The organism is Micromonospora narathiwatensis (assembly GCF_900089605.1).
In the GTDB taxonomy this organism is placed as follows: domain Bacteria; phylum Actinomycetota; class Actinomycetes; order Mycobacteriales; family Micromonosporaceae; genus Micromonospora; species Micromonospora narathiwatensis.
The window spans coordinates 3902092-3923945 of the sequence record NZ_LT594324.1; the positions used below are offsets into that span (position 1 = coordinate 3902092).

General features: G+C 74.3%; 18 protein-coding genes and 1 riboswitch. Of the genes, 12 read left to right on the forward strand and 6 right to left on the reverse strand.

Translation table 11 applies throughout. The annotated features are described in order from the left end of the window. The first annotated feature begins 68 nt into the window (after positions 1-68). A riboswitch (cyclic di-AMP (ydaO/yuaA leader) is annotated at positions 69-200 on the forward strand. 6 nt (positions 201-206) lie between these two features. Continuing rightward, positions 207-1274 carry a coiled-coil domain-containing protein gene (locus tag GA0070621_RS16600; protein ID WP_091196697.1) on the forward strand — a complete coding sequence of 356 codons (1068 nt, stop codon included), beginning with the start codon at positions 207-209 and terminating at the stop codon, positions 1272-1274. 95 nt (positions 1275-1369) lie between these two features. After that, positions 1370-1879: a hypothetical protein gene (locus GA0070621_RS16605; RefSeq protein WP_091196699.1), complete on the forward strand. Its 510-nt coding sequence runs from the start codon at positions 1370-1372 to the stop codon at positions 1877-1879. Position 1880: 1 nt separating this feature from the next. Here the strand turns inward: GA0070621_RS16605 and GA0070621_RS16610 are convergent, their stop codons facing one another. Further along, positions 1881-2333, reverse strand: coding sequence for an SRPBCC family protein (locus GA0070621_RS16610; protein ID WP_091196700.1), 453 nt, complete (start codon positions 2331-2333; stop codon positions 1881-1883). Between the two features lie 93 nt (positions 2334-2426). Continuing rightward, positions 2427-2786, reverse strand: coding sequence for an STAS domain-containing protein (locus GA0070621_RS16615; protein ID WP_091196702.1), 360 nt, complete (start codon positions 2784-2786; stop codon positions 2427-2429). Between the two features lie 426 nt (positions 2787-3212). Here GA0070621_RS16615 and GA0070621_RS16620 point away from each other — a divergent pair, with 426 nt between their 5' ends. After that, positions 3213-3617: a hypothetical protein gene (locus tag GA0070621_RS16620; protein ID WP_091196704.1), complete on the forward strand. Its 405-nt coding sequence runs from the start codon at positions 3213-3215 to the stop codon at positions 3615-3617. A gap of 105 nt (positions 3618-3722) precedes the next feature. Here the strand turns inward: GA0070621_RS16620 and GA0070621_RS16625 are convergent, their stop codons facing one another. After that, positions 3723-6488, reverse strand: a complete 2766-nt coding sequence (locus GA0070621_RS16625; RefSeq protein WP_091196705.1) for a cellulose-binding domain-containing protein — start codon at positions 6486-6488, stop codon at positions 3723-3725. Positions 6489-6753: 265 nt separating this feature from the next. On the opposite strand from GA0070621_RS16625, the gene GA0070621_RS16630 reads away from it, so the two are divergent. Continuing rightward, entirely contained in the window at positions 6754-7449 is a 696-nt protein-coding gene (locus GA0070621_RS16630) for a BON domain-containing protein (protein WP_091196707.1), read from the forward strand. Next, the gene (locus tag GA0070621_RS16635) at positions 7446-7997 is read left to right on the forward strand and encodes a DsbA family protein (RefSeq protein WP_091196709.1); all 552 of its coding nucleotides are present in this window, start codon (positions 7446-7448) and stop codon (positions 7995-7997) included. The genes GA0070621_RS16630 and GA0070621_RS16635 overlap by 4 nt, the downstream gene beginning before the upstream one ends. A gap of 4 nt (positions 7998-8001) precedes the next feature. On the opposite strand, the gene GA0070621_RS16640 is transcribed toward GA0070621_RS16635, so the two are convergent. Continuing rightward, positions 8002-10779, reverse strand: a complete 2778-nt coding sequence (locus GA0070621_RS16640) for a LuxR C-terminal-related transcriptional regulator (RefSeq protein ID WP_167666981.1) — start codon at positions 10777-10779, stop codon at positions 8002-8004. Between the two features lie 181 nt (positions 10780-10960). Between GA0070621_RS16640 and GA0070621_RS30935 the strand changes: the two genes are divergently transcribed. The 5 genes from GA0070621_RS30935 to serS all read left to right on the forward strand — a co-directional run bounded on the left by GA0070621_RS30935 (position 10961) and on the right by serS (position 16299). Next, positions 10961-11398: a hypothetical protein gene (locus GA0070621_RS30935; protein WP_231920964.1), complete on the forward strand. Its 438-nt coding sequence runs from the start codon at positions 10961-10963 to the stop codon at positions 11396-11398. After that, on the forward strand, positions 11395-12543 hold the full coding sequence (locus GA0070621_RS16645) for a zinc-dependent alcohol dehydrogenase (protein ID WP_091196713.1): 1149 nt from the start codon (positions 11395-11397) through the stop codon (positions 12541-12543). The genes GA0070621_RS30935 and GA0070621_RS16645 overlap by 4 nt, the downstream gene beginning before the upstream one ends. A 31-nt stretch (positions 12544-12574) precedes the next feature. Next, positions 12575-13756, forward strand: a complete 1182-nt coding sequence (locus tag GA0070621_RS16650; RefSeq protein WP_091196715.1) for a saccharopine dehydrogenase family protein — start codon at positions 12575-12577, stop codon at positions 13754-13756. Positions 13757-13803: 47 nt separating this feature from the next. Then, positions 13804-14889, forward strand: coding sequence for a DNA polymerase III subunit beta family protein (locus GA0070621_RS16655; protein ID WP_091202519.1), 1086 nt, complete (start codon positions 13804-13806; stop codon positions 14887-14889). 123 nt (positions 14890-15012) lie between these two features. Beyond that, positions 15013-16299 (forward strand): serine--tRNA ligase, encoded by a 1287-nt coding sequence (serS, locus tag GA0070621_RS16660; protein ID WP_091196717.1) that lies wholly within the window; start codon positions 15013-15015, stop codon positions 16297-16299. Positions 16300-16355: 56 nt separating this feature from the next. Here serS and GA0070621_RS16665 read toward each other — a convergent pair whose 3' ends face one another. Both GA0070621_RS16665 and GA0070621_RS16670 read right to left on the reverse strand, forming a co-directional pair. After that, a complete protein-coding gene (locus tag GA0070621_RS16665; RefSeq protein ID WP_091196718.1) occupies positions 16356-17822 on the reverse strand; it encodes an NADH-quinone oxidoreductase subunit NuoF family protein in 1467 nt (488 codons plus the stop codon). Next, a complete protein-coding gene (locus GA0070621_RS16670) occupies positions 17819-19153 on the reverse strand; it encodes a hypothetical protein (protein WP_167666985.1) in 1335 nt (444 codons plus the stop codon). The genes GA0070621_RS16665 and GA0070621_RS16670 overlap by 4 nt, the downstream gene beginning before the upstream one ends. Before the next feature lie 226 nt (positions 19154-19379). Between GA0070621_RS16670 and GA0070621_RS16675 the strand changes: the two genes are divergently transcribed. Both GA0070621_RS16675 and GA0070621_RS16680 read left to right on the forward strand, forming a co-directional pair. After that, the gene (locus GA0070621_RS16675) at positions 19380-20825 is read left to right on the forward strand and encodes an alpha-amylase (protein ID WP_091196721.1); all 1446 of its coding nucleotides are present in this window, start codon (positions 19380-19382) and stop codon (positions 20823-20825) included. Positions 20826-20937: 112 nt separating this feature from the next. After that, positions 20938-21852, forward strand: a complete 915-nt coding sequence (locus tag GA0070621_RS16680) for a L,D-transpeptidase (protein ID WP_091196723.1) — start codon at positions 20938-20940, stop codon at positions 21850-21852. Positions 21853-21854: the final 2 nt, after the last annotated feature.

A 21854-nucleotide genomic window follows, 5' to 3' on the forward strand; every position in this document is an offset into this window, starting at 1 on the left:
GCGGCCCGATCGGCGCCCGGCCGGTAGGCTCAGTCGCGGTCTCCGCAGGTGGCGCAGCGCGTCGCCGGTGGCGGCCGTCGCCTAATCGCCACAGCTCGGCGAGCCGGGGAACCACGTTCCTGGGGTGCATCCGCGTCAGCGGTAGGGATCTTCCGTCCCGAACCCGTCAGCTAACCCGGTCGGCGGTTGACGGAAGGACACCTGGAATGCCACCTGCACGACGGACGGCCGCCCGGTTGGCGGCCCTGCTCGTCGCGGCGCTCGCCCTCGGCATCGCGACCGCGCCGGTCTCCCCCGCCTCGGCGACCGCCCCGACCGGCCTGCTCGCCGCCGCGCCCGGCGACGACGAGGGCGGCACCCCGGCGCTGCGCGCCCAGCTCGACGCGGCCAGCAAGGGCTGGCTGGAGGCGCGGGCGGCGTTGAACCAGTCGGTGAAGCGGCAGCAGCAGCTCGCCGCCCAGCTCAAGACGATCAACGAGGAGCTGGGCGTACGCGACGCCAAGGTCGGCGAGATCGCCGGGGTCGCGTACCGGAGCGGACGGCTCGGCACCGCCGCGGCGCTGCTCGACAGCAGCAGCCCGCAGGGCTTCATGGACCGGGCCGCCACCCTGCAACAGGTCGCCGCGCACGAGGACCGCGCACTGCGCGACCTGATCGACACCCGGGACCAGGCAACCCGTACCCAGGCGGCGCTGAACGGCGAGATCCAGGAGCAGCGCCGGCAGGTCGCGGTGATGGCCAAGCGCAAGGAACAGGCCGAACGCGCGCTGGAGGTGGCCAACAGGCGGGCCGCCGCCAGCACCACCGCCAACGGCGGCAGCGTGCAGGGCACGTCCCGCGCCAACGCCACCCCGGCCCCGCGCAACGCCGACGGCTCCTGGCCCGCGGAGTCGTGCAGCGTCAACGACCCGACCCCGGCCAACGGCTGCATCACCCCGCGCATGCTGCACGCGCTCCAGCAGGCCAAGGCGGCCGGGTTCACCCGGTACGTCTCCTGCTACCGGCCCAGTGGCTCCGGCGAACACCCGAAGGGCCGGGCCTGCGACTTCGCCGCGCAGAAGGACGGCTTCGGCGGGGTGGCCACCGGCGGCGACAAGACGTACGGCAACAACCTGGCCGCGTACTTCATCCGCAACGCCGACCCGCTCGCCGTGCTCTACGTGATCTGGTACAAGCAGATCTGGCTGCCCAGCAGCGGGTGGAAGGCGTACAGCGGCGGCAACGGCGACCCGTCCAGCGACCACACCAACCACGTGCACCTGTCGGTGTACTGAGCCCGCCGCCGGCGGACCGGCTACGCCCACCGACGTACGCCGGATGTCGCCGCGCGCCCCACGACGCCGGGCCGGCGACGACCGAGCATCGGGGTATGAGCCGACTCTCTCCCGCCGGGCGCAAGGCCCTGCTCACCCTGCACCTGGTCACCTCGCTCGGCTGGCTCGGCGCCGATCTGGTGCTGCTCGCCCTCGGCGTGGCCGGACTGCGCGGGGCCGACCCCGAGGTGGTCTACCCGGCCGCGGGCCTGCTGGCCACCTGGCTCTTCGCCCCGCTGAGCGTGCTGGTCTGGCTGGTCGGGCTGACCAGCGCGCTGCTCACCCCGTGGGGCCTGCTGCGCTGGCGCTGGGTGTTGGTGAAGTTCGCGATCACCACGGCGATGCTGGGGTTGGTGCTGCTGTTGCTCACCCCGACGGTGCGCCGGCTCGGCGAACTGGGGCCGGACCTCGCCACCCGGGACCGGCTGGACCTGATCATCCCGCCGACGGTCTCCAGCACCCTGTTGATCGTCATGACCGTGCTGTCCACCTACAAGCCGTGGGGACAGCTGCGCCCGGCCAACCCGGCGGCCCGCCGTCCGGTGGCGGCGGGGCGACGGCGCTGACTCAGCCCGCCTGTTCCTCCAGGGTGGCGCCGAGCCGGCTGGCGAGGCCGAGGTGGGCCGCCCGGGCCTGCCGGAAGGCGTACCCGAACAGCGGCGCCGGGGCGGAGAGGGTGATCTCGACGTCGATGCGCACCACGCCGCCCGGCTCGTCCCGCAGCCGGGTGTGGTTACGCACCGTGGTGGCGGGCTGCTGGCGGGCCACCGTCACCACCTCGTCCTCGGTGGCGACCAGCACGTCCGCCTGGTAGGTGACCGGAAAGTGCAGCGGCCCCAGCTCCAGCCGGTCGGTGATCGCGTAGCTGGCCAGCGCGCCGGGTCGGGGCGGCAACTGGCGGACCCGGACGATCAGCGGGTGCAGCTCGCCCTGGCGGGTCAGGTCACTGAGCAGGGCCACCGCGTCCGCCCGGGTGCAGCGGGCCTGCACGGTGTAGCTAAAACTGTCGCTGCTGAGCACGCCGTACTCCCTTGCCGTCGGCGGTCCGCATGATCGTCCCGTAACCGGGGCCGGCTGGCAACGGTCGACGGGCGGTCCCGGAACCGGGCCGGCTCAGGCGCCGGGCAGCACCTGAGGGGTGCTGTCGGCGAAGTACGGCTCGGGTGCGCCGAAGAGGCCCAGCAGTCCGGTGACCCAGAGCTGACGGTGCACGAACCGGCTCGGCTCGGTGACCACCAGCTTCACACCGCTGACCTCGGCGGTCTGGAAACCGGCAACCATCGCGCTGATGCCGACGGAGTCGATGAAGGTGACCAGCCGCATGTTCAGCTCGATCCGGGACGGACGGCCCTTCGCGAGCACCTCGGCGATCGCTTCCCGCACCTCGTACGCGGTGTCGACATCGATCTCGCCTCGCGGCGCGATCTGGATGACACCACCCGGCAACACCGACTGCACGATCGACAGGCTCACGCGAGCACCTCCACTCGCCCGTACGGGCGCCTCATCAGTACGCGGGCCGCGACCGAGAGTATTCCTCTGATGGCCTCGGTCGCCACCCCTCGGGATGGGCAATTCGCGGACTGGGCACACCTGGGCATCCCAATCCGGATCCTCCAGTTCCTGTTTCTTCCGGACGACGGGTTCACACCGTCCAACGACCGACCACGGCCGGCCGATCCGCCGACTCAGGGTAGCGGCCCGCCGCCCGTCCGGCTCGCACCCGGTCCCGGCGCGTTCGGGCGGTTGGTCCCGTACCGCCCCATCGATCGCGCCTGACCTGGGAGGGTTTGCGGCGACCGCGGGCGGGGCACTGCCCGAGTGAGCGAAACGTCACCCGCAGGATGACCGTCGAAGTCCGAAGTGGCCGCCGGGCTTCACCCCCCGAGGAGGTAACACATGTTCGGAACGACCCTGCTTGACCGCCGCGGCAAGCCCGAGCGGATCACGGACCACGCGTGGCGGCAGCTGCTCGACGCCGCCGGCTCCGCCGGGGACGGTGCCCGCGATGCCGCCCGCACCGCCCGGCGCAACGGGTCGGGCCTGGCCGAGGATGCCACCGAACTGGTCGGCTCCGCCGCCGGCGAGGCCCGCCGCCGGGCCACCCTCGCCTTCGACGCGCTGGCCGGCCGGCGGCCGGCGCTGCCCTGGGCGCTGCTGGTCGGTGCCGCGCTGGTCGGCGCCGCGATCGGCTGGGCCGCCGGCACCGCTGCCCGGGCCGCCGGGAGCCGGTTGTCCGACGTCGAGGAGATCGAGTTCGTGGACGTGGACCGGCCGAACTCCCCGGCCGACCGGGACGGCTGATCCGCACCCGCCGACGGCGGGTCCGGCGAGCCGGGGGAACCGCCGTCGGCGCGGACGCGGCGGTGGCCGCCCCGGGTACGGGACGGCCACCGCGTACGGGCCCGGTCAGCGGGCGACGGTCGCGGTGCAGCTCAACGACGGCACCGAGTTGGTACCCGTCCAGCTGGCGAGGAAGCCGAAGCTGGTGGTGGCCCCCGTACCGAGGGCCCCGTTGTAGCCGGCGTCCTTGACCACCACGAGACTGCCGTTCTGGGTGTACGTCCCACCCCAGAGCTGGGTGATCTGCTGCCCGTTGGCGAAGTTCCAGGCCACCGACCAGGCGCTGGTCGGCGACCCGTTGTTGCGGACCGTCACCTCGCCCTGGAAGCCGCCCGCCCACGAGTTGGTCACCTGGTAGGTCGCCGTGCAGCCGCCGGCCGGCGGCGGCGTGCTCGTCGGCGGCGCGGTGGTGGGTGGCGCAGTCGTGGGTGGCGCAGTCGTGGGCGGCGCGGTCGTGGGCGGCGCGGTCGTGGGCGGCGGGGTGGTCGGCGGCGCGGTGGTCGGCGGCGCGGTCGTCGGCGGCGGCGTGCCGCCGAGCCGGTCCGCCACCAGGATGCCCCGACCGTTGGTGCCGAGGTAGACCCGGCCGTAGACGCGCGGGTCCCCGGTCAGCGCCTCGCCGGCGTTGCCGTACTGGTGCTGGTCGTCGTTGATCCGCACCCAGCTGCCGCCGGAGTTGTCGGAACGGTAGACGCCGTGCTGGCCGTCGACCGTGCCGATGACGAAGAGCGCCGGGTACGTCTGCCCGGGCGCCGCCTTGCCGAAGCCGACGTTGATCGAGGTGCTAACGCCGGTGACCTTGGTGAAGCTGGTCCCCGAGTTGGTGGAGTGCCAGAGGCCGCCCTCGCCGGCCAGCCAGACGTCGCCCTCCACGCCGAACAGCGCCTTGAACTTCACGCCGGTGGTCGGCAGGCCGGTGGCGGCGCTGGCGGTGAAGCTGGCCCCGCCGTTGGTGCTGACGTAGAACTTCCCGCCGCTGAACCCGTAGAACTTGTTCGAGTTGACCCGGTCGGACTCGATGATCGCGTTGGCCGGGATGCCGGTCGCCGCGGTCCACGAGTTGCCGAAGCCGACCGAGCGGACCACCTGCTTGCCGGCGTCGCCCGGCGCCCACACGAACTGGCTGCCGTCGGCGGACGCCGCCACCGTGCCGCCGTTGTTGATCCCGCCCGGCTCGCTGCCCTGGAACCAGTTCGCGCCGCCGTCGGTGGAGAACGCGACGTGCCGGTCGTTCGGCCGGTCCGAGGCGGTGAAGTTGCCCGCCCGGACCATCACCGCCGGCTTGGTCTCGGCGTAGTCCAGGCTGGTGGTGCTGGTGAAGACCGGCTGGGTGAACATCATGGCCGGCACCGTGTTCAGGTCGGTGTGCCGGAAGCCGCCGATGTCGCCCAGCCCGCTGACCAGCGGGGCGCCCGAGGGCGGGCTGATCAGGTCGAGTACGGCGGTCTCCTCCAGGCCCTTGACCATCGGCTTGACCGTGAACTGCCCACCGGTGTCCCACTTGGTCAGGTCGGTGCTGCCGTAGATGGTCGCGCCGGTGCCGTACATCATCCGGTTGCTGTCGAACGGGTCGATCTCCAGCGACTCGTTCATCCAGCCCAGCTTCGGGGTCTCCTCCGGCGGTTGCGGGTTGGCGCCGAAGGTCAGCCACGGCACCGAGCTGATGTCCATGGTGTACTTCTTGGTGCGGTTCGGGTAGCTGGACCAGTCCCAGATCCGGGTCCAGGTCGCGCCGCCGTCGGTGCTACGCCAGAAGATCGCGTCCGGCCACCAGGAGACCTGGGTGGCCACCATGAGGGTGTTCGGCTTCTGCCGGTCGATGGTCAGGCCGGAGTAGCCGAAGTACGCGTCGCTGCTGGACGACGGGATCGGGCTGATCTGCGTCCAGGCGCCGGTGGCCCGGTTGAACTTCCACACGTCACCCTTGCCGCCGTCGTACGGGCCGCCGGTGTCGCTGGTGGCGATGTAGAGGTAGCCGCCGGCCGGGTCGACCACACCCTTGTGGGCCAGGTAGCCGGTGGGCTGGCCGGCGATCCGCTCCCAGGTGGTGCCGCCGTTGGTGGTGCGGTAGACCGGGTTCTGCTTGTCCGCCACGCCGACGTAGATGGTCTGCGTGGCGTTGCCGGACGTACCGGTGCTCTTGTCGAAGCTGACCCAGGTCAGGCCCTGGTTCTGGCTCTGGTAGCCGGTGCTGTCGTTGGGGTCGGCCCGGTAGTTGCCGACGTTCGGGAAGTTGGCCACCTTGGCCCAGGTCACCCCGTAGTCGGTGCTGCGCCACAGGCCGTTGCCGCCCTCGGCGCCGTAGTAGATGACGCTGTTCTTGTTGGGGTCGACGGCCAGCCGCTCCCCCATGCCCCGGCCGGGCATGTTGCCACCGTTCTTGAACGGCAGCGCGGTGGCCTGCCAGGTGGCGCCCTTGTCGGTCGAGCGCAGGATCGCGCCGTTGTTCGGGTCCCAACTGTTGGTGTACATGCCGACGGCGGCGTACACCCGGTTGGTCTGCACCGGGTCGGTGGCGAGGCTGACCACGCCGTTCCAGCCCCACTTGTCGGCGCCGACCCAGTCCAGCAGCGGCGTCCAGGACTGGGTCGACTGCTCCCAGCGGTACGCCCCGCCGATGTCGGTGCGCGCGTAGACCAGGTTCTTCTCGGTCTGGTTGAAGACGATGCCCGGGACGAAGCCGCCACCGTCGATCCGGACGTTCTTCCAGCTGTACGGGTCGGCCGCCGCGGCGGCGGCCGGGGTGGCGGGGGTGGCGGCGAACTGTACGACGACGGCCGCCGCGGTGGCGGCCAGCGCGGCGGCTACCGCGCCGGCGAGACTTCTGCGCATGGGCGGGTTCCTCTCGGTTGCCCGTGGTGGGACGGGGGAATCGGGGAGCTGCCCGGGCTCCCCGTCGGCATGTCGGGCTCCCGCAGCCGAGGGATGTTCACCCTAACCGCTGGGCCGCCGAATTTGGAAGCGCTCCCAACTAATTCGAGTCACCCCGGCCGGGTGAGGGCAGGTCACCCGGGGTCGGGACAGGATCACGGATGGCGGCGCCCGTGCCGGTGACGGAGCGCCCGTGCCCCGAACCGACCCGAGAGGGAGGCCACCGATGGCCACCGCGACCATCACGCGCACCGACCAGGACATCCAGTCCGACGTCCTCGACGAGCTGACCTGGGAACCCCGGGTACGCCCCAACGAGATCGGGGTGACCGTCTCCGAGGGCGTGGTGACGTTGACCGGCTGGGTGGACAGCTACGCCAAGAAGTGGGCCGCCGAACGGGCGGCGCACCGGGTGGCCCGGGTCCGGGCGGTCGCCAACGACCTCGCCGTCCGGATCGCCACCTCCGCCGAGAAGAGCGACCCGGAGATCGCCACGGCGGCCAGCCGGGCCCTGGAGTGGGACGCCTTCGTGCCGATCGAGACGCTGGACGTGACCGTCTCCGACGGCTGGGTCACCCTGCACGGCGAGGTCGAGTGGGAGTACCAGCGCCGGGCCGCCGAGCGGGCGGTGGGCCGGCTCAAGGGCGTACGCGGGGTGAGCAACGGGATCACCGTCCGGCCGGGCACCCGCCCCGACGGGCACCAACTGGCCGAACGGATCGTGGACGCGCTCGCCCGCAACGGCGCCACCGAGGCGGAGGGCATCAGCGTCCGGGTGCACGGCGACACCGTGGTGCTGGCGGGGCTGGTCCACTCCGTACCGGAACGCGAGGAGATCGAGCGGGTGGTGTGGTCCGCCCCCGGCATCCGGGAGGTGCACAACCACGTGACCGTGGGGCCCGGCGGGGAGGTCACCCGATGACCACCCCGTTGCAGGTCACCACCGCGCGGCTGGGCGCACCGGTGACCGACGCCGACCACACCCGGGGACCCGTCGACGCGCCGGTCACCATCGTCGAGTACGCCGACTTCCAGTGCCGGTACTGCGGGTCCGCCCACACGAACCTGGCCGAGGTGCTGCGCCAGCGGGCCGAGACCGTACGCCTGGTCTACCGGCACTTCCCCATCGCCAACGTGCACCCGTACGCGGAGAGCGCGGCGGAGGCGGCCGAGGCGGCCGCCCGGCGGGGCCGGTTCTGGGAGATGCACGACTGGCTCTACGACCACCAGGACCAACTGGACCCGGTGCACCTGTCGCTCGGCGTCGAGCAGCTCGGGCTGCCGGCCGACGAGATCGGCGCGGAGGTGGGGCGGCAGGCCCACGCCGACCGGATCCGGCGGGACTTCGTCGGCGGCATCCGCAGCGGGGTGACCGCCACCCCGACCCTGTTCGTCAACGACGTCCGCCACGACGGCGGCTACGACCTGGCGGACCTGCTGGCCGCGGTGGACGCCGCCGCGAACGCCTGACCCGTCAGATGAGCCGCAGCTCACGGGCCCGCTGGACCGCTTCGCGCCGGCGGGTCGCGTCGAGCTTGCGATAGATGTTGCGGACATGGGTCTTCACCGTGTTGACCGACAGCGACAGCTCGCCGGCGATCTCCACGTTGGACAGGATGCTCTGGAGGTAGCGCAGGATCGTCAGTTCCCGCTCGGTGAGCGGCTCGTCCAGCGTCCGCTCCGGCCGGCCCGTCCGCTCCGGCCGGCCCCGCCGGTCGGCCGGCTCGTCGGCCCGCCGCTCGTCCGCGCCGCGTACCAGGTCGCTCACCGTCGCCCAGTGCGCCGTGCCGGAGTCCAGGTGCGCGGCGAGCAGGTCGCGTACCCCCGGCTCGGCGCGGGTGAACACCCGCCGGTAGCCGTCCGGCTCGGCCAGGTCGAGCACCTGCTCCAGGACCCGCCCGGCCCGCCGCTCGTCGCCGCCGTCGGCGGCCAGCACCGCGTCGAGCAGGCCGGCGGCGAGCCGGACCGGCAGTGGCCAGGACTCCGCGCCGGGCGTGGCCCAGTCGGGCAGCGCCGGCCCGGCGGCGCGCGGACCGCCGGCGCGCAGCTCCACCCGGGCCAGCGCCACCCCCAGCGCCGCCGCCTCCGCGTCCCCGGCGTCGAACCCGCGCAGCGCCTCGGTGAGCAGCGTCCGGGCGGTGTCCACGTCACCGACGCCCGCGCGTAGCTGCGCCTCGGCGGCGGTCAGCCAGGCGGCCAGTTCCCGGCCCGGCACCCGCGCCCGGGCCTCCGCGAGGGTCCGCAGGGCGGCGGCCGACCGGCCGTCCCCGGCCAGCAGCTCGGCCCGGCAGAGCGCGGCCAGCGCCGCCGCCGCCGGCTCCGCCGTGGCCGGGCCGGCGAGGGCCAGGTGCGCCGCCGCCTCCGCCGGTTCGTCCCGGTGCCACGCCACCAGGGCCAGCGCCAGGTACGCGTACCCGCAGTCCAGCCGGGCGGACCAGCCCTGGCAGGCCGGGGTGGCCAGCGTCTCCCGCGCGGTCCCCTCGGCCGCCCGCAACCCGCCCCGGGCCGCGTCCAGCAGCGCCGACCGGCTGGCGCCGACCAACTCCGTACGCCCTCGCCCGGCGACCTGGGCGGCGGCCCGAGCTGCGGCGAACCGCTCCCCGGCGGCGGGCAGTTCGCCCTCGGCCAGCGCCACCAGACCGAGCGCGGTGTCGGCGACCGCCCGGACGTCGGCGTCTTCCCCGGTCCCGGCCCGCGGATCGTCCCCCGGCCCGGTGGCGGTACGGGTGGCGAGCAGCCGGCCGGCGGCACGGCGTACCTCGGCAGGGTCCCCGGTGAGCCGGGCCAGGGTCAGCTCCAGTGCGGTGGCCAGCCGGCGGAACCGGTCCCGACGCGGGGCGGGCAGACCCCGGGCGTGCTCGACGCCGCGCCGCAGGTGGTGCTCGGCCGCCTCGACGTCCCCGCCGTACGCCCGCTCGGCGGCACAGGCCAGCGCCAGCTCCGGGTCGCGGCGGACGGCGTCGGCGGGTGGCTCGGGCGGCGGTCGGCCCGCCGGCGCCTCCCGCTCGTACGGGGCCAGCTCCGGCCACCGGGCGATCAGCAGCTCGGTGGCCCGGTTCCACTCGCCCCCGGCCAGCGTGTGCCGCAGCGCCTCGGCCGGCCGGTCGTTGCCCGCGTACCAGCCGGCGGCCCGCAGGTGCAGGTCGCGCAGCTCCTCGGCGCCGAGCCGGCCCAGCTCGTCGTGGAGCAGGTCGGCCAGCAGCGGGTGGCACCGGTACCAGGGCGGAGTGCCGCCGTCCTGCTGGAGGAAGCCGCCGGCGCGGGCCAGGTCGGCCAGCACCTGCCCGGCGTCGGGCCGTCCGGTCACCGCGTCGGCGAGGTCGGCGCAGACGGCGGCGGCGATCGCGCTGCGCCGCAGCACGTCCCGGGCGTCCGGATCCAGCGGGGCGAGCACCTCGTCCCGCAGGTACGCGGCGACGTCCGGCTGGTCGCCGCCGAACCGTTCGACGGCGCGGGCCGGGTCGGCCTGGGCGCGCAGCGCCAGCGCGGCGAAGCGCAGCCCGGCCGGCCATCCGCCGGTCCGTTCCCGCAGCCGGGGCACCGCCGTGGCGGGCAGCGGCACCCCGTGCGCGACCAGCAGGTCCGCCACCTCGTCGTCGGTGAACGCCAGGTCGTCCGGTCCGACCTCGGTCAGCTCCCCGGCCAGCCGCCACCGGTGCAGGGCCAGGGGCGGATCGGTCCGGACGCCGGCCACCAGCAGCAGCCGCCCGTCGGTGTGGCGGAGCAGGAACTCCAGCCCGGTCAGCGCGGCCGGATCGGTGATCCGGTGCAGGTCGTCCAGGACCAGCCGTACCGGGCGGTCCCGGGCGGCGAGCGCCGCCGCGAGCAGTTCGAGCTGGTCGGGCCGGGGCGGGCTGTCCGGCACCGGCGGTTGCGGCCCCTCGTCCGGTACGCCCGCCGCGGCGGCCCGCAACGCCGCCGCCAGGTACGACCAGAGCCGTTCCCCGGTGTCGCCCTCCTCCACCGCCACCCAGGCCGGCGGCGGCTCGGTTCGGCCGGCCCGCGCCCACGAGGCGAGCAGGGTGGTCTTGCCCCAGCCGGCCGGCGCGCAGACCAGGGTGACCGGCCCGGTCACGCCCTGCTCCACCCGGTCCAGCAGCCGGGGCCGCACCAGCACCGGTTCGGGCAGGGCGGCCGGGGCCAGCCGGGACGCCAGCAGCGGCGGTGCCCCGGGCCGGGCGGCCGCGGCCGACGGCACGGCGACGTCGCTCGGCGCCTCGGCGACCTCGACCCGGTCAGCCTCCTCCGGCATGCGGCCCTCCCCCGTCGTGCCCCGCTCCCCCGGTCGGTGCGGGCTGCGGTTACCCCGCCCGAACCGGTTCACCCCTTCGGGGCGAACCCCCGTCACCCGGCCCGGTCCCACCCTGGACGTACGCGGGCGGCCGGCGGCGCGTGGCCGGCTGCCCGCCGGGCGGCGACGACGGGAGGGGCAGGTGGCACGGATGGCACGGCTGGCCGGTGGCGGGCTCGCCCTCGCGGCGGCGGGCGCGGCACGCGTCCTCGTACGCCGACGGGAACGCTGGCCGCACGCGGCCGGCGCCGATCCGCGGCCCGGACGCTGGCAGGTGGTGACCGTGGCGGGCCGGCCCGAGGAGGTGCTGCCGCGCGGGCGCTGGCCGGAACCGCTGCGCCGGCTCGACGGGGCGGTCGAGGTGCACGCCCGACCGGCGCCCGGCGGGCGCGGCACCGAGCTGGCCGCCCGGCCGCTCGGCGGCGAGCTACGGCTGCCCGGCCTGGCCGCCCACCTGGTCGGGGACGATCCCGGCCGGTTCATCCGGCAGGCGTTACGGGCGGCCAAGCAGCTCGCGGAGACCGGGGAGGTGCTGCGGCCGGACCGCTCCCGGCTGGACCGCCCGGGGGTCGCCGGGTGAGGGCGCTGTGCTGGGAGGGTGTCGACGCGCTCGCGGTACGCCAGGTTCCCGACCCGGAGCTGCGCAACGCCCAGGACATGATCGTCCGGGTCCGGCGGAGCGCCACCTGCGGGGCGGACCTGCCGCTGCTGGCCGGGCGGATCCCGTACCTGGCCGCCGGGGACGTGCTCGGGCACGAGTTCCTCGGCGAGGTGGTCGAGGTCGGGCCGGAGGTACGCCGGCACCGGGTCGCCGACCGGGTGGTGGTCTGCGCGACGATCGCCTGCGGGGCGTGCTGGTTCTGTCGGCAGGGCCTCTTCGCCTGCTGCGACAACGGCACGACCGACGCGGCGGCGGCCGAGTCGGCGTGGGGCCAGCCCACCGCCGGCTGCTACGGCCACCCCGGCCCGCTGGGCGGCTTCGCCGGCAGCCACGCCGAGTACGTGCGGGTGCCGTACGCCGACGTCGGCGCGTTCACCGTGCCGGACGAGGTCAGTGACGACCGGGCGGTGTTCGCCTCGGACGCCGCGCCGACCGGCTGGCTGGGCACCGAGCTGGGTGGGGTGACGCCGGGTGACGTGGTGGCGGTCTGGGGTGCGGGCGCGGTCGGCCAGCTCACCGCCGGGGCCGCCCTGCTGCGCGGCGCCGACCGGGTGATCGTCGTCGACGGCCACGACGACCGGCTGCGGATGGTCGAGCGGCACGTCGGCGCGGAACCGCTCAACTACCGGTACGTGGACGTACCCGCCGAGTTGCGGGAGCGCAGCGGCGGCCGGGGCCCGGACGTGTGCGTGGAGGCGGTCGGCATGGCGGCCGAGCCGCCGGGCCTGCTGGCCGGCCGGCTCGGCGGAGCGGAGCGGCCGCTGGCGGTACGCGAGGCGGTGCACGCCTGCCGCAAGGGTGGCACGGTGGTGGTGCTCGGCACCTGGACCGGGTTCGTCGACACGTTCCCGCTCGGCGCGGTGATGAACAAGGGGCTGACCGTGCGCAGCGCCCGGCAGCACGGGCAGCGCTGGATCCCGATGCTGCTGGACCGGATGGCCCGCGACGAGCTGCGTACCGAGCACCTGGCCACCCACCACCTGCCGTTGGAGCGGGGCCCGGACGGGTACGCGCTGTTCCGCGACCGGGCCGACGGGTGCGTCCGGGCGGTCTTCTCGCCGTGAACCGGGCCGCCGCGGGTGGCACACTCGGCGGGTGCGCGACGACCGCCCGTACGACCTCGTCCTGTTCGGTGCCACCGGGTTCACCGGCGGCCTCACCGCCGAGTACCTGGCCCGGCACGCCCCGGCCGGGCTGCGCTGGGCCCTGGCCGGCCGGAATCCGGGCAGGCTGGCCGGCGTACGGGACCGGCTCGCCGGGATCGACCCGGGCCTGTCCGAGCTGCCACTGCTGACCGCCGACGTCACCGACCCGGCGTCGCTGCGGGCCGTCGCGGAGCGCGCCCGGGTGGTCGCCACCACCGTCGGTCCGTACATCCGGCACGGGGAGCCGGTGGTCGCGGCGTGTGCCGCCGCCGGCACCGACTACGTCGACATCACCGGCGAACCGGAGTTCGTCGACCTGATGTACGTGCGGCACCACGCCGAGGCGGTGCGTACCGGCGCGCGGCTGGTGCACGCCTGCGGCTTCGACTCGGTCCCGCACGACCTGGGCGTCTGGTTCACCGTCAAGGAGCTGCCCACCGACGGGCCGGTCACCGTGGACGGCCACGTCCGGGCCGGCGGCGGCTTCTCCGCCGGCACGTACCACTCGGCGCTGCTCGCGTTCTCCCGCAGCGGCCAGACGAGGCGGGCGGCGCAGGAGCGCCGGGCCGTCGAGCCCCGGCCGGCGGGCCGCCGGGTCCGCGCGGTGCCCGGGCGCGTGGGCCGGGCGAAGGAGACCGGCCGGTGGGCGGTGCCGCTGCCCACCATCGACCCGCAGATCGTCCGCCGCTCGGCGGCGGCCCGCCCGGAGTACGGCCCGGACTTCCGCTACCGCCACTTCGCCGCGGTGAAGCGGCTGCCGACGGTACTGGCCGCCGGGGTGGGCCTGGCCGGCCTGGTCGGGCTGGTGAGGCTGCCGCCGACCCGGCGCTGGCTGCTCGGCCGGCTCTCCTCCGGGCAGGGGCCGAGCGCCGAGCGGCGGGCGAGGTCGTGGTTCCGGGTCCGGTTCGTCGGCACGGGTGGCGGTCGGACCGTGGTCACCGAGGTCGCCGGCGGCGACCCCGGGTACGACGAGACCGCCAAGATGCTCGCCGAGTCCGCCCTCTGCCTGGCCTTCGACGACCTGCCGCCCACCGCCGGGCAGGTGACCACGGTGACCGCGATGGGCGACGCCCTGCTGGACCGCCTCACCCGCGCCGGCATCACCTTCCGCGTGGTGGAGCGTCGGGGTTGACCCTCGACCGGGTTGAGGCCACAGGATCACCGAACGTGGAGAGCGAACTGCGCAGCATCGGCGAGCTGGCCCGGGCCAGCGGGCTGACCGTGAGCGCGCTGCGGTTCTACGACCGCTCCGGCGTGCTGGTCCCGGCGCTGGTCGACCCGGCCACGGGTTACCGCTGGTACACCGACGACCAGGTCGCCCCGGCCCGGCTCGTGGCCGGGCTGCGTCGGGTCGGGATGCCGCTGGCCGGGATCGCCGAGGCGCTGGCGCACCGGCACGAGCCGGCGGTGGTCCACCGGCTGCTGGACGCGCACCAGCGCCGGCTGGAGGACGGCCTCGCCGACGCCCGCCGTGAACTCTCCCGGATCCGTGCCCTGCTCGATCCCGAGGAGATCCCCATGACCACCCGCCTGGTGCTGGACCGCGCCGACCTGGCCGCCGCCGTGGACGCCGTCCGGTTCGCGGTCGGCGCCGACCCGGAACTGCCGGCGCTGTCCGCCGTGCTGCTGGAGGTGGAGTCGGACGGCGTACGGCTGGTCGCCACCGACCGGCACCGGCTGGCGGTGGCCCGGGCGGTCGGGAGGGTCGACGGCCCGGCGGTCCACGCGCTGCTGCCGGCGGACGCGGTGGACGAGCTGCGCGCCCTGCTCGACACCGGCGCGGGGATCACCCCGGAGGCGCACCTGACCGTCGCGCCGGACCGGGTCGAGGTCTCGGTCGCCGGCCGCGCGACGGCCGCCGAGGCGCTGCGGTACGACTACCCGGACTACCGTCGGCTGCTGCACGGCCAGGTCGGCGGCCTGCCCACGTACCGGATTCCGGTCGACGTGGCCGCGCTGCGCGCCGCGCTGACCGCCGACGACGCCCCGGTGCTGTTCCGCGAGTACGCCGGGGTGTCCGCCGAGGTGACCGTGCTCGGCCTGGACGACCGGGGCGGGCTGCGCGTCGTCGCGCCGGACGAGGCCACGGCGGATACGACGGACGGGATGCGGGTCGGGGTGAACCGGGAGTATCTGCTCGACGCCCTGGACGCCGGGGACCGCGGGCAACTCGTACTGGAGCTGGACGGGCCGATCACCCCGCTGGCCGTCCGCCGGCCGGACGACGAGGACGCCTTCTCCATCCTCATGCCGGTCCGGCTCTGACGGTGAGGATGCGGGAGCCGATCGCCGGCCGGGCCGACACCGGGCGGAGCCGGGCCGACGGGCCAGCGACGGTAGCATCTGAGAGTCCTACCTGACTGCCTGGACGGAGGCGTACGGAGCAGCATGCTCGACATGGAGTTGATCCGGAAGGATCGCGAGGCGGTGGCGACCGCGCTGGCGAAGCGTCTGGATCCCGCCGAGGTCAACCGGGCGCTGGACGAGATCCAGCGGCTCGACCAGGAACGTCGCGCGCTGATCAGCGAGATCGACGCCGAGCGGCAGCGCCGCAAGGCCGAGGCGCGGGCGTACGCGCAGGCCAAGCGATCCGGCACCGCGCCGGAGCCGGCCGCGCCGGAGGCCGAGCGCAAGCAGCTCGCCGAGCTGGAGTCCCAGCTGGACGAGGTGCAGTCCCGGCTGCGTACCACGATGAGCGAGCTGCCCAACCTGCCCGCCGACGACGTCGTCGCCGGTGGCAAGGAGGCGAACCGGGTCGTCAGGACCTTCGGCGGGCCGCCGGCCATCGAGAAGGTCCGGGATCACGTGGAGCTGAGCCGCGCCCTCGGCCTGGTCGACCACGAGCGCGGTGTGAAGCTGGGCGGCTCCGGCTTCTGGATGTACACCGGCATGGGCGCCCGGTTGGAGTGGGCGCTGCTCAACTGGCTGATCGAGCAGGACATCCAGGCCGGGTACGAGTTCCTCCTCCCGCCGCACCTGCTGCTGGACAGCGCCGGCTTCGCCGCCGGCCAGTTCCCCAAGTTCTACGACGACGTCTACCACCTGGACCGGCAGTCCGCACCGCGCGGGCAGTTCCTGCTGCCCACCGCGGAAACGGCAATCCTCGGGGCGTTCCAGGACGAGATCCTGGAGACCGCGAAGCTGCCGCTGAAGGCGTTCGCCTACACCCCGTGCTACCGGCGGGAGGCCGCCGGCTCGCACTCGGACGAGCGGGGCACCGTCCGGGGCCACCAGTTCAACAAGGTGGAGATCTTCCAGTTCACCCTGCCCGAGCAGGCGGACACCGCACTGACGGCGATGGTCGCCCACGTGGAGAGCCTGGTCGAGGGGCTGGGCCTGCACTACCAGACCAGCCTGCTCGCGGCCGGCGACGCCAGCGCCTCGATGAAGAAGACCCTCGACATCGAGGTCTGGATGCCGAGCACCGGCAAGTACAAGGAGGTGTCGTCGGTCTCCTGGGCCGGCGACTACCAGGCCCGCCGGGCGGCCATCCGCTACCGGGAGCCAGGCGGCAAGCAGACCCGGTTCGTGCACACGCTGAACGGTTCGGCGCTGGCCACCAGCCGGCTCTTCCCGGCCATCCTGGAGCAGTTCCAGCAGGCCGACGGGTCGGTGCTGGTGCCGGAGGTGCTCCGCGACAAGCTCGGCACCGACCGGCTCACCCCGGTCCGCTGACCGCTGACGAGTGACGGCGGGGGCGGGGTCGCCGCCCCGCCCCCGCCGTCGTCTGACTACTCGGCCTTGACCAGCCGGAGCGCGAGTTCCGGGCAGACCTTGACCGCCTTGAGCGCACCCTCCCGCAGCCAGGTCGGCACCGGCGTGGCGGGGAACGCCGGGTAGCCGTTGCCGTCGAGCCGGATGAAGTCCGGCACCACGTGGGCGCAGAGCCCGTGCCCGTCGCACCGGGACCAGTCCAGGGTGAGCTTCCGCGGGTTGGCGTCGGGCGCCCCGGGCAGGCCCATCACGCCCTTCACCCGCTTGCCGCAGCCCTCACCGGTGGCGTGCAGCCGCAGGTCCTCCGCGAAGACCTCCATGGCGGAGAGGGCGAAGCGGGCCGTGCCGTCCGGGTGGCTGCACGCTCCGCGCCCCTTCACGTCGCCGGCCGCGGCCCGCACCACCTCGACCGGGGCGCTGCCGGCGACCGCGAGATCGACGGCGCGGGCCAGGTCGGGCAGGCCCATCTTGCACGGCCCGCACTGCCCCGCTGACTCGCCCGCGAGATAGCGGACGACCTGGGCGGCCTCGCCCAGCGGGCAGGTGTCCCGAGCCAGGGGCACGATGATGCCCGCGCCGAGAGTGCCGCCGACGGCGGCGAGACCCTTGCGGGAGACCTCGGCCCGGTCGGCCGCCTCGGACGTGATCCACTTGCCGTGGTAGCCGCCCATCAGGATGCCCGGTCCGTCGGGCACCTCGCACAGGTCGAGGATGTCCCGCAGCGGGGTGCCGGCGGCGCACTCCACCACCGCCGGTCGCGCCGCCGCCCCGGTCACGGTGAGCAGCACCGTTCCCGGCTCGTCGTCGGTGCCGAGGGCGGCGTACTCGTACGGGCCGAGCCGGGCGGCGACGGCGAGCTGGGCGTACGTCTCGGCGTTGGAGAGCAGGGTGGGAAGCCCGTTCACCCCCGAGTCGCTGGAACGTTTCTTGGTGCCGGGCGGGATGTGCGGCAGGCCGTTGATGCCGTTGACCAGGGCACCGCCCTCGCCGGAGATGAACCGGTGCGGCACGGTGACGATGCTCGTCGGCACCGGCATCCCGCGTTCCCGCAGCGCCTCGGTGAGCGACGGCCGGCCCACGTCGTCCTCGGCCACTCCGATCACGATCTCCTCGGCGTCCAGCGCGTACGCGGCCAGTGCCGCGCCGTCCAGGACGAGGTGCGGGGCCCGGGTGAGCAGGACCTTGTCCTTCCAGCTCGCCGGCTCCCCCTCGGTGGCGTTGACCACCACCACGGCGCCGAGGTCCTGCCGTTCGCAGGATTCGAGCACGGCACGCAGCTTGCGGGCGAACGGGAAGCCGGCCCCGCCCTTGCCCTTGAGGTCGATCGCCTCGGCGAGCCGGAGCAGCGCGGCCGGCTCCATCGGCCCGATCGGCCCGTGCACGTCCTCGTGGGCCGCCAGGTCGAGCCGGCCGTACTCGGCGAAGCCGGCGGTGAGCCGGGGCTCGCCGACCCCGGCCACCGGGGGCACGGTCGTCCGGGTCACTTCGCCTCACCCCGCAGACCGGCCCAGTACGCCCCGTCCACCGCCTCGGCGCTGGCCCGCCGCCGGCGGGCCGACCGGCTCTCCCCCGCCGCTCGCCGCGCCCGTCGGGAGGCGAGGTCGACCAGGGTCGGCGTGTCGTCCACGGGCAGTTCCTCGGGGGCGTACCGGGCGGGTGGGCGCCAGTAGTCCGGCTCTTCCGGCACCTGTTCCTCGGCGCTGTGCCGGCCGCCGCCGCTGCGCGGCACCGCCGAGACCGAGCTGCCCGAGACCGGGCCCGCCGAGCCCACGACCACCCGCTCGGCGGGGACCTCCGTACGTCGCCGCCGGGCCTCGGCCGCCGCCCGGACCGGCTCGCGCAGCGACCCGGGTTCGGGCACCACCGGCACGGCGAACCGCTCGGGGTCGCGGCGGCGGGCGGTACCGGCCGGCGCGGCCCAGGTGGTCACGCCGCCCTCGCCCCAGCCGCTCTCCCGGCCCCGGCCGGCCCGGCTCTCCTGCCGGCCGGCGGCGCGGCCACGACCCAGCCCGGCGAGGAGGCCCGTACGTTCCTCCGCCGGGCGGCCGGCCATCGCCTGGTTCAGCGCGGCGGCCTGGTGCTGCTCGCGGCTGCGCCGCCCGAGGTGGACGGAGAGGCGGACCAGCAGCGCCACCACCACCAGCAGCACGCAGGCGAGATAGCTCAGCACCACCCAGGACGCCGCCGGTCGGCCGGCGTTGAGCCCGTGGAGCAGGGCGAACGGCCAGGACACGTACGCCATGGAGTGCAGCGCCCGCCAGAGCCATTTGGGGCCGACGCCGGCGAACCGGACCCGGATCAGACCGGTCCAGAGCACGCTCGCCATGAGGAGGGCGGCGACGGTGCCCAGCCCGACGTAGAGGCCCCGGCCGCCGATGAACGGCACCACGGCGTCGGTCGGTGCGGCCCGGCCGATCGCGATCTTCGTGACGATGTGGACGGCCAGCCCGGCCGCGCCGAGGATTCCGGTGGCCCGGTGCGCGGACTGGAGCAGCACCCGGTGCCGGATGAGCAGCACCAGCCGGTCGGTGGCGAGCAGCCCGAGCATCACGGTGAGGCTGAGCGAGACCAGGGCGACGACCCCGGCGAAGAACTCGGTGAAGAAGAACCCGTACGTGTACATGACGCCACCCGCGCCGGCGAGTTCCAGGCCGGCCCACCCGAGGGCGAGCGCGGACGCGCCCAGCGCCACCATCGCGGGTCGCGACCTCGTCCGGGCACCACGGCTGCTGCTGGTGGTCCGGACCTTCGTGGCCTTCTGGTTCTGCTCTGCCCGGGCCATCTGCTCCTCGATCGTCTCGCGGCGGCGCCCCACCGGCCGACCCTGCTCCCTTCTCCAGTACGGACGGACGGCGCGGACGGATCAGTCCGGGCCGAACTTCGAGGCAGTGCAGCGACGCATTTCCATACATTGACAGCCGTTGCAACGCGCTTGTAATCTTGCCGAAAATTTCAAGCCGTTGCTGCAAGAAGCCGGCACCCGAAAGTCCCGCTCCCGCGCCGCAACACCGCCGTCCCCCATCCCCCGCAGGAGTCCCCCGATGCAACGACGTCGACGCCGCTCAGCGGTCCTCGCCCTCGGCCTGGCCGCCAGCCTGCTCGTCCCGACCAGCGTGGCGCCATCCCCGGCCGCCGCGGCCACCCCCGGCAGCAAGAAGGTCATCGTCCAGCTCTTCGAGTGGAACTGGACCTCGGTGGCCAACGAGTGCACCACCGTGCTCGGCCCCAAGGGGTACGGCTACGTCCAGGTCTCCCCGCCCCAGGAGCACGTCACGGGCAACCCGTGGTGGCTGGCGTACCAGCCGGTCAGCTACAGGATCGAGTCGCGCAAGGGCACCCGGGCGCAGTTCCAGTCCATGGTGAACACCTGCCACACGGCCGGCGTGAAGGTGATCGTGGACGCCGTCGTCAACCACATGTCCGGCCAGGACAACGGCGGCACCGGCTGGGCCGGCACCACGTACGGCCACTACAACTACCCCGGCAACTACGGCTCGCAGGACTTCCACTACTGCGGTCGCAACGGCAACAACGACATCGTCAACTACAACGACCGGTACGAGGTGCAGAACTGCGAACTGGTCAACCTCGCCGACCTCAAGACCGAGTCGGACTACGTACGCACCAAGCTCGCCGGCTACCTGAACGACCTGCTCTCGCTCGGCGTGGACGGGTTCCGGCTGGACGCCAGCAAGCACATGCCGGCCGCCGACATCGCCGCGATCAAGAGCAAGCTGTCCCGCTCGGCGTACATCGTGCAGGAGGTCATCTGGGGCGCCGGTGAGCCGATCCAGCCGACCGAGTACACCGGCAACGGTGACGTCCACGAGTTCCGGTACGGCAAGGACCTGGCCCGGATGTTCAACAGCGAGCGGCTGGCGTACCTGAAGAACTTCGGCGAGTCCTGGGGCTACCTGCCCGGCGGCCAGGCGGTGGTCTTCACCGACAACCACGACACCCAGCGCGACGGCGGCGTGCTGACCTACCGGGACCGTGGCGAGTACGCCCTGGCCAACGCCTTCATGCTGGCCTGGCCGTACGGCACCCCGGCGGTGATGTCCAGCTTCACGTACAGCAACCGGGACCAGGGTCCGCCCTCCGACGCCGGCAACAGGACCCTCAACACCACCTGCTACTCCGGCTGGGAGTGCGAGCACCGCTGGCGGGTCATCGCCAACATGGTCGCCTTCAACAACGCCACCCAGGGTGCCGCGGTCGCCAACTGGTACGACAACGGCTGGCAGCACATCGCGTTCAGCCGGGCCGGCAAGGGCTACCTGACCATCAACGACGAGGACTTCGCGATCACCGGCCGCTCGTACTACACCGGGCTGCCCGCCGGGCGGTACTGCGACGTCATCCACGGCGACTTCAGCAACGGCTCGTGCAGCGGCCCGGTGATCACCGTGGACGGCAGCGGCTGGTTCGCCGCCAACGTCAACGCCCACGACGCGGTCGCCATCCACGTCGGAGCGAAGCTGCCCTGACACCACCGACCCGGCGACCCGCCGGCCGGGGACGAATCCGGCCGGCGGGTCACCGCACCGGCGCACGCTCATTCGCGGGGCCGTCCGCCTGCCATCGATTAAAGTCTCGTTTGTGCTGTTTGACCGATTGACCTCGCGCTGGACGCTCGGCTGGCTGATCGCCGCGCTCGGCGTACCGCTGCTGCTGGTGGCCACGCTGCTGGTCGGGCGGACGCTGACCGGCAGCCCGGCCCCGGCCCCGGTCCCGGCCGCCGCGCCCGTCGTCACCGCGCCGCCGTCACCGACGGCGAGCCCGACGCCGCAGGAGTCCGTGCCACCGGCGGCACCCGCCCCGGACGACCTGCCGGTGGTCACGTACGACCCGGCACCCCGCGGGTTCCCCGCCGACCCGGGCACGGGCGACACCCGGCCGCTCACCGCGGGACTCACGCCGACCCGCGCCGTCGCCGCGTACGACGCGCCGGGCGGGCGGCCGCTGGCCTTCCTCGCCCCCACCATCAGCGGCGTGAAGTTGACCATGCCGATCGTCGACCGGCGGGTCGGCTGGACCGCCGTGCTGCTGCCCTCGGCGAACCGGCGGATCGCCTGGCTCCCGGCTGGCGGCTGGAGCACGGTCGACCTGCCCGACCAGATCGTGGTGGAGCGCCGGCCGCACCGCCTCACCTGGTACCGGAACGGCCGTGCGGTGCGGTCCTGGGAGGTCAGTCTCGGCAGGCCGGGGCAGTCCACCCCGCTCGGCCGCACCTTCATCCTCGGCCGCACGCCCCCGCCCCAGTCCGTCTACGGCGGCGTCGACATCTTCGCCCTGGGCGCGATCCCCGACGACCCGGACGCGGTGCCGACCGGCCTGCGCGGCGCGCACATCGGACTGCACAGCTGGTACACCGACGACCCGCTCGGCAAGAACGTCACCAACGGCTGCATCCGGCTGACCCGCAGCGGCCAGCGAAAGCTGCTCGCCGAGGTGCCCGCCGGCACCAGCGTGGTGGTGGTCGACCAGCTCACCACCCCGCCGGCGACCGCCTGACC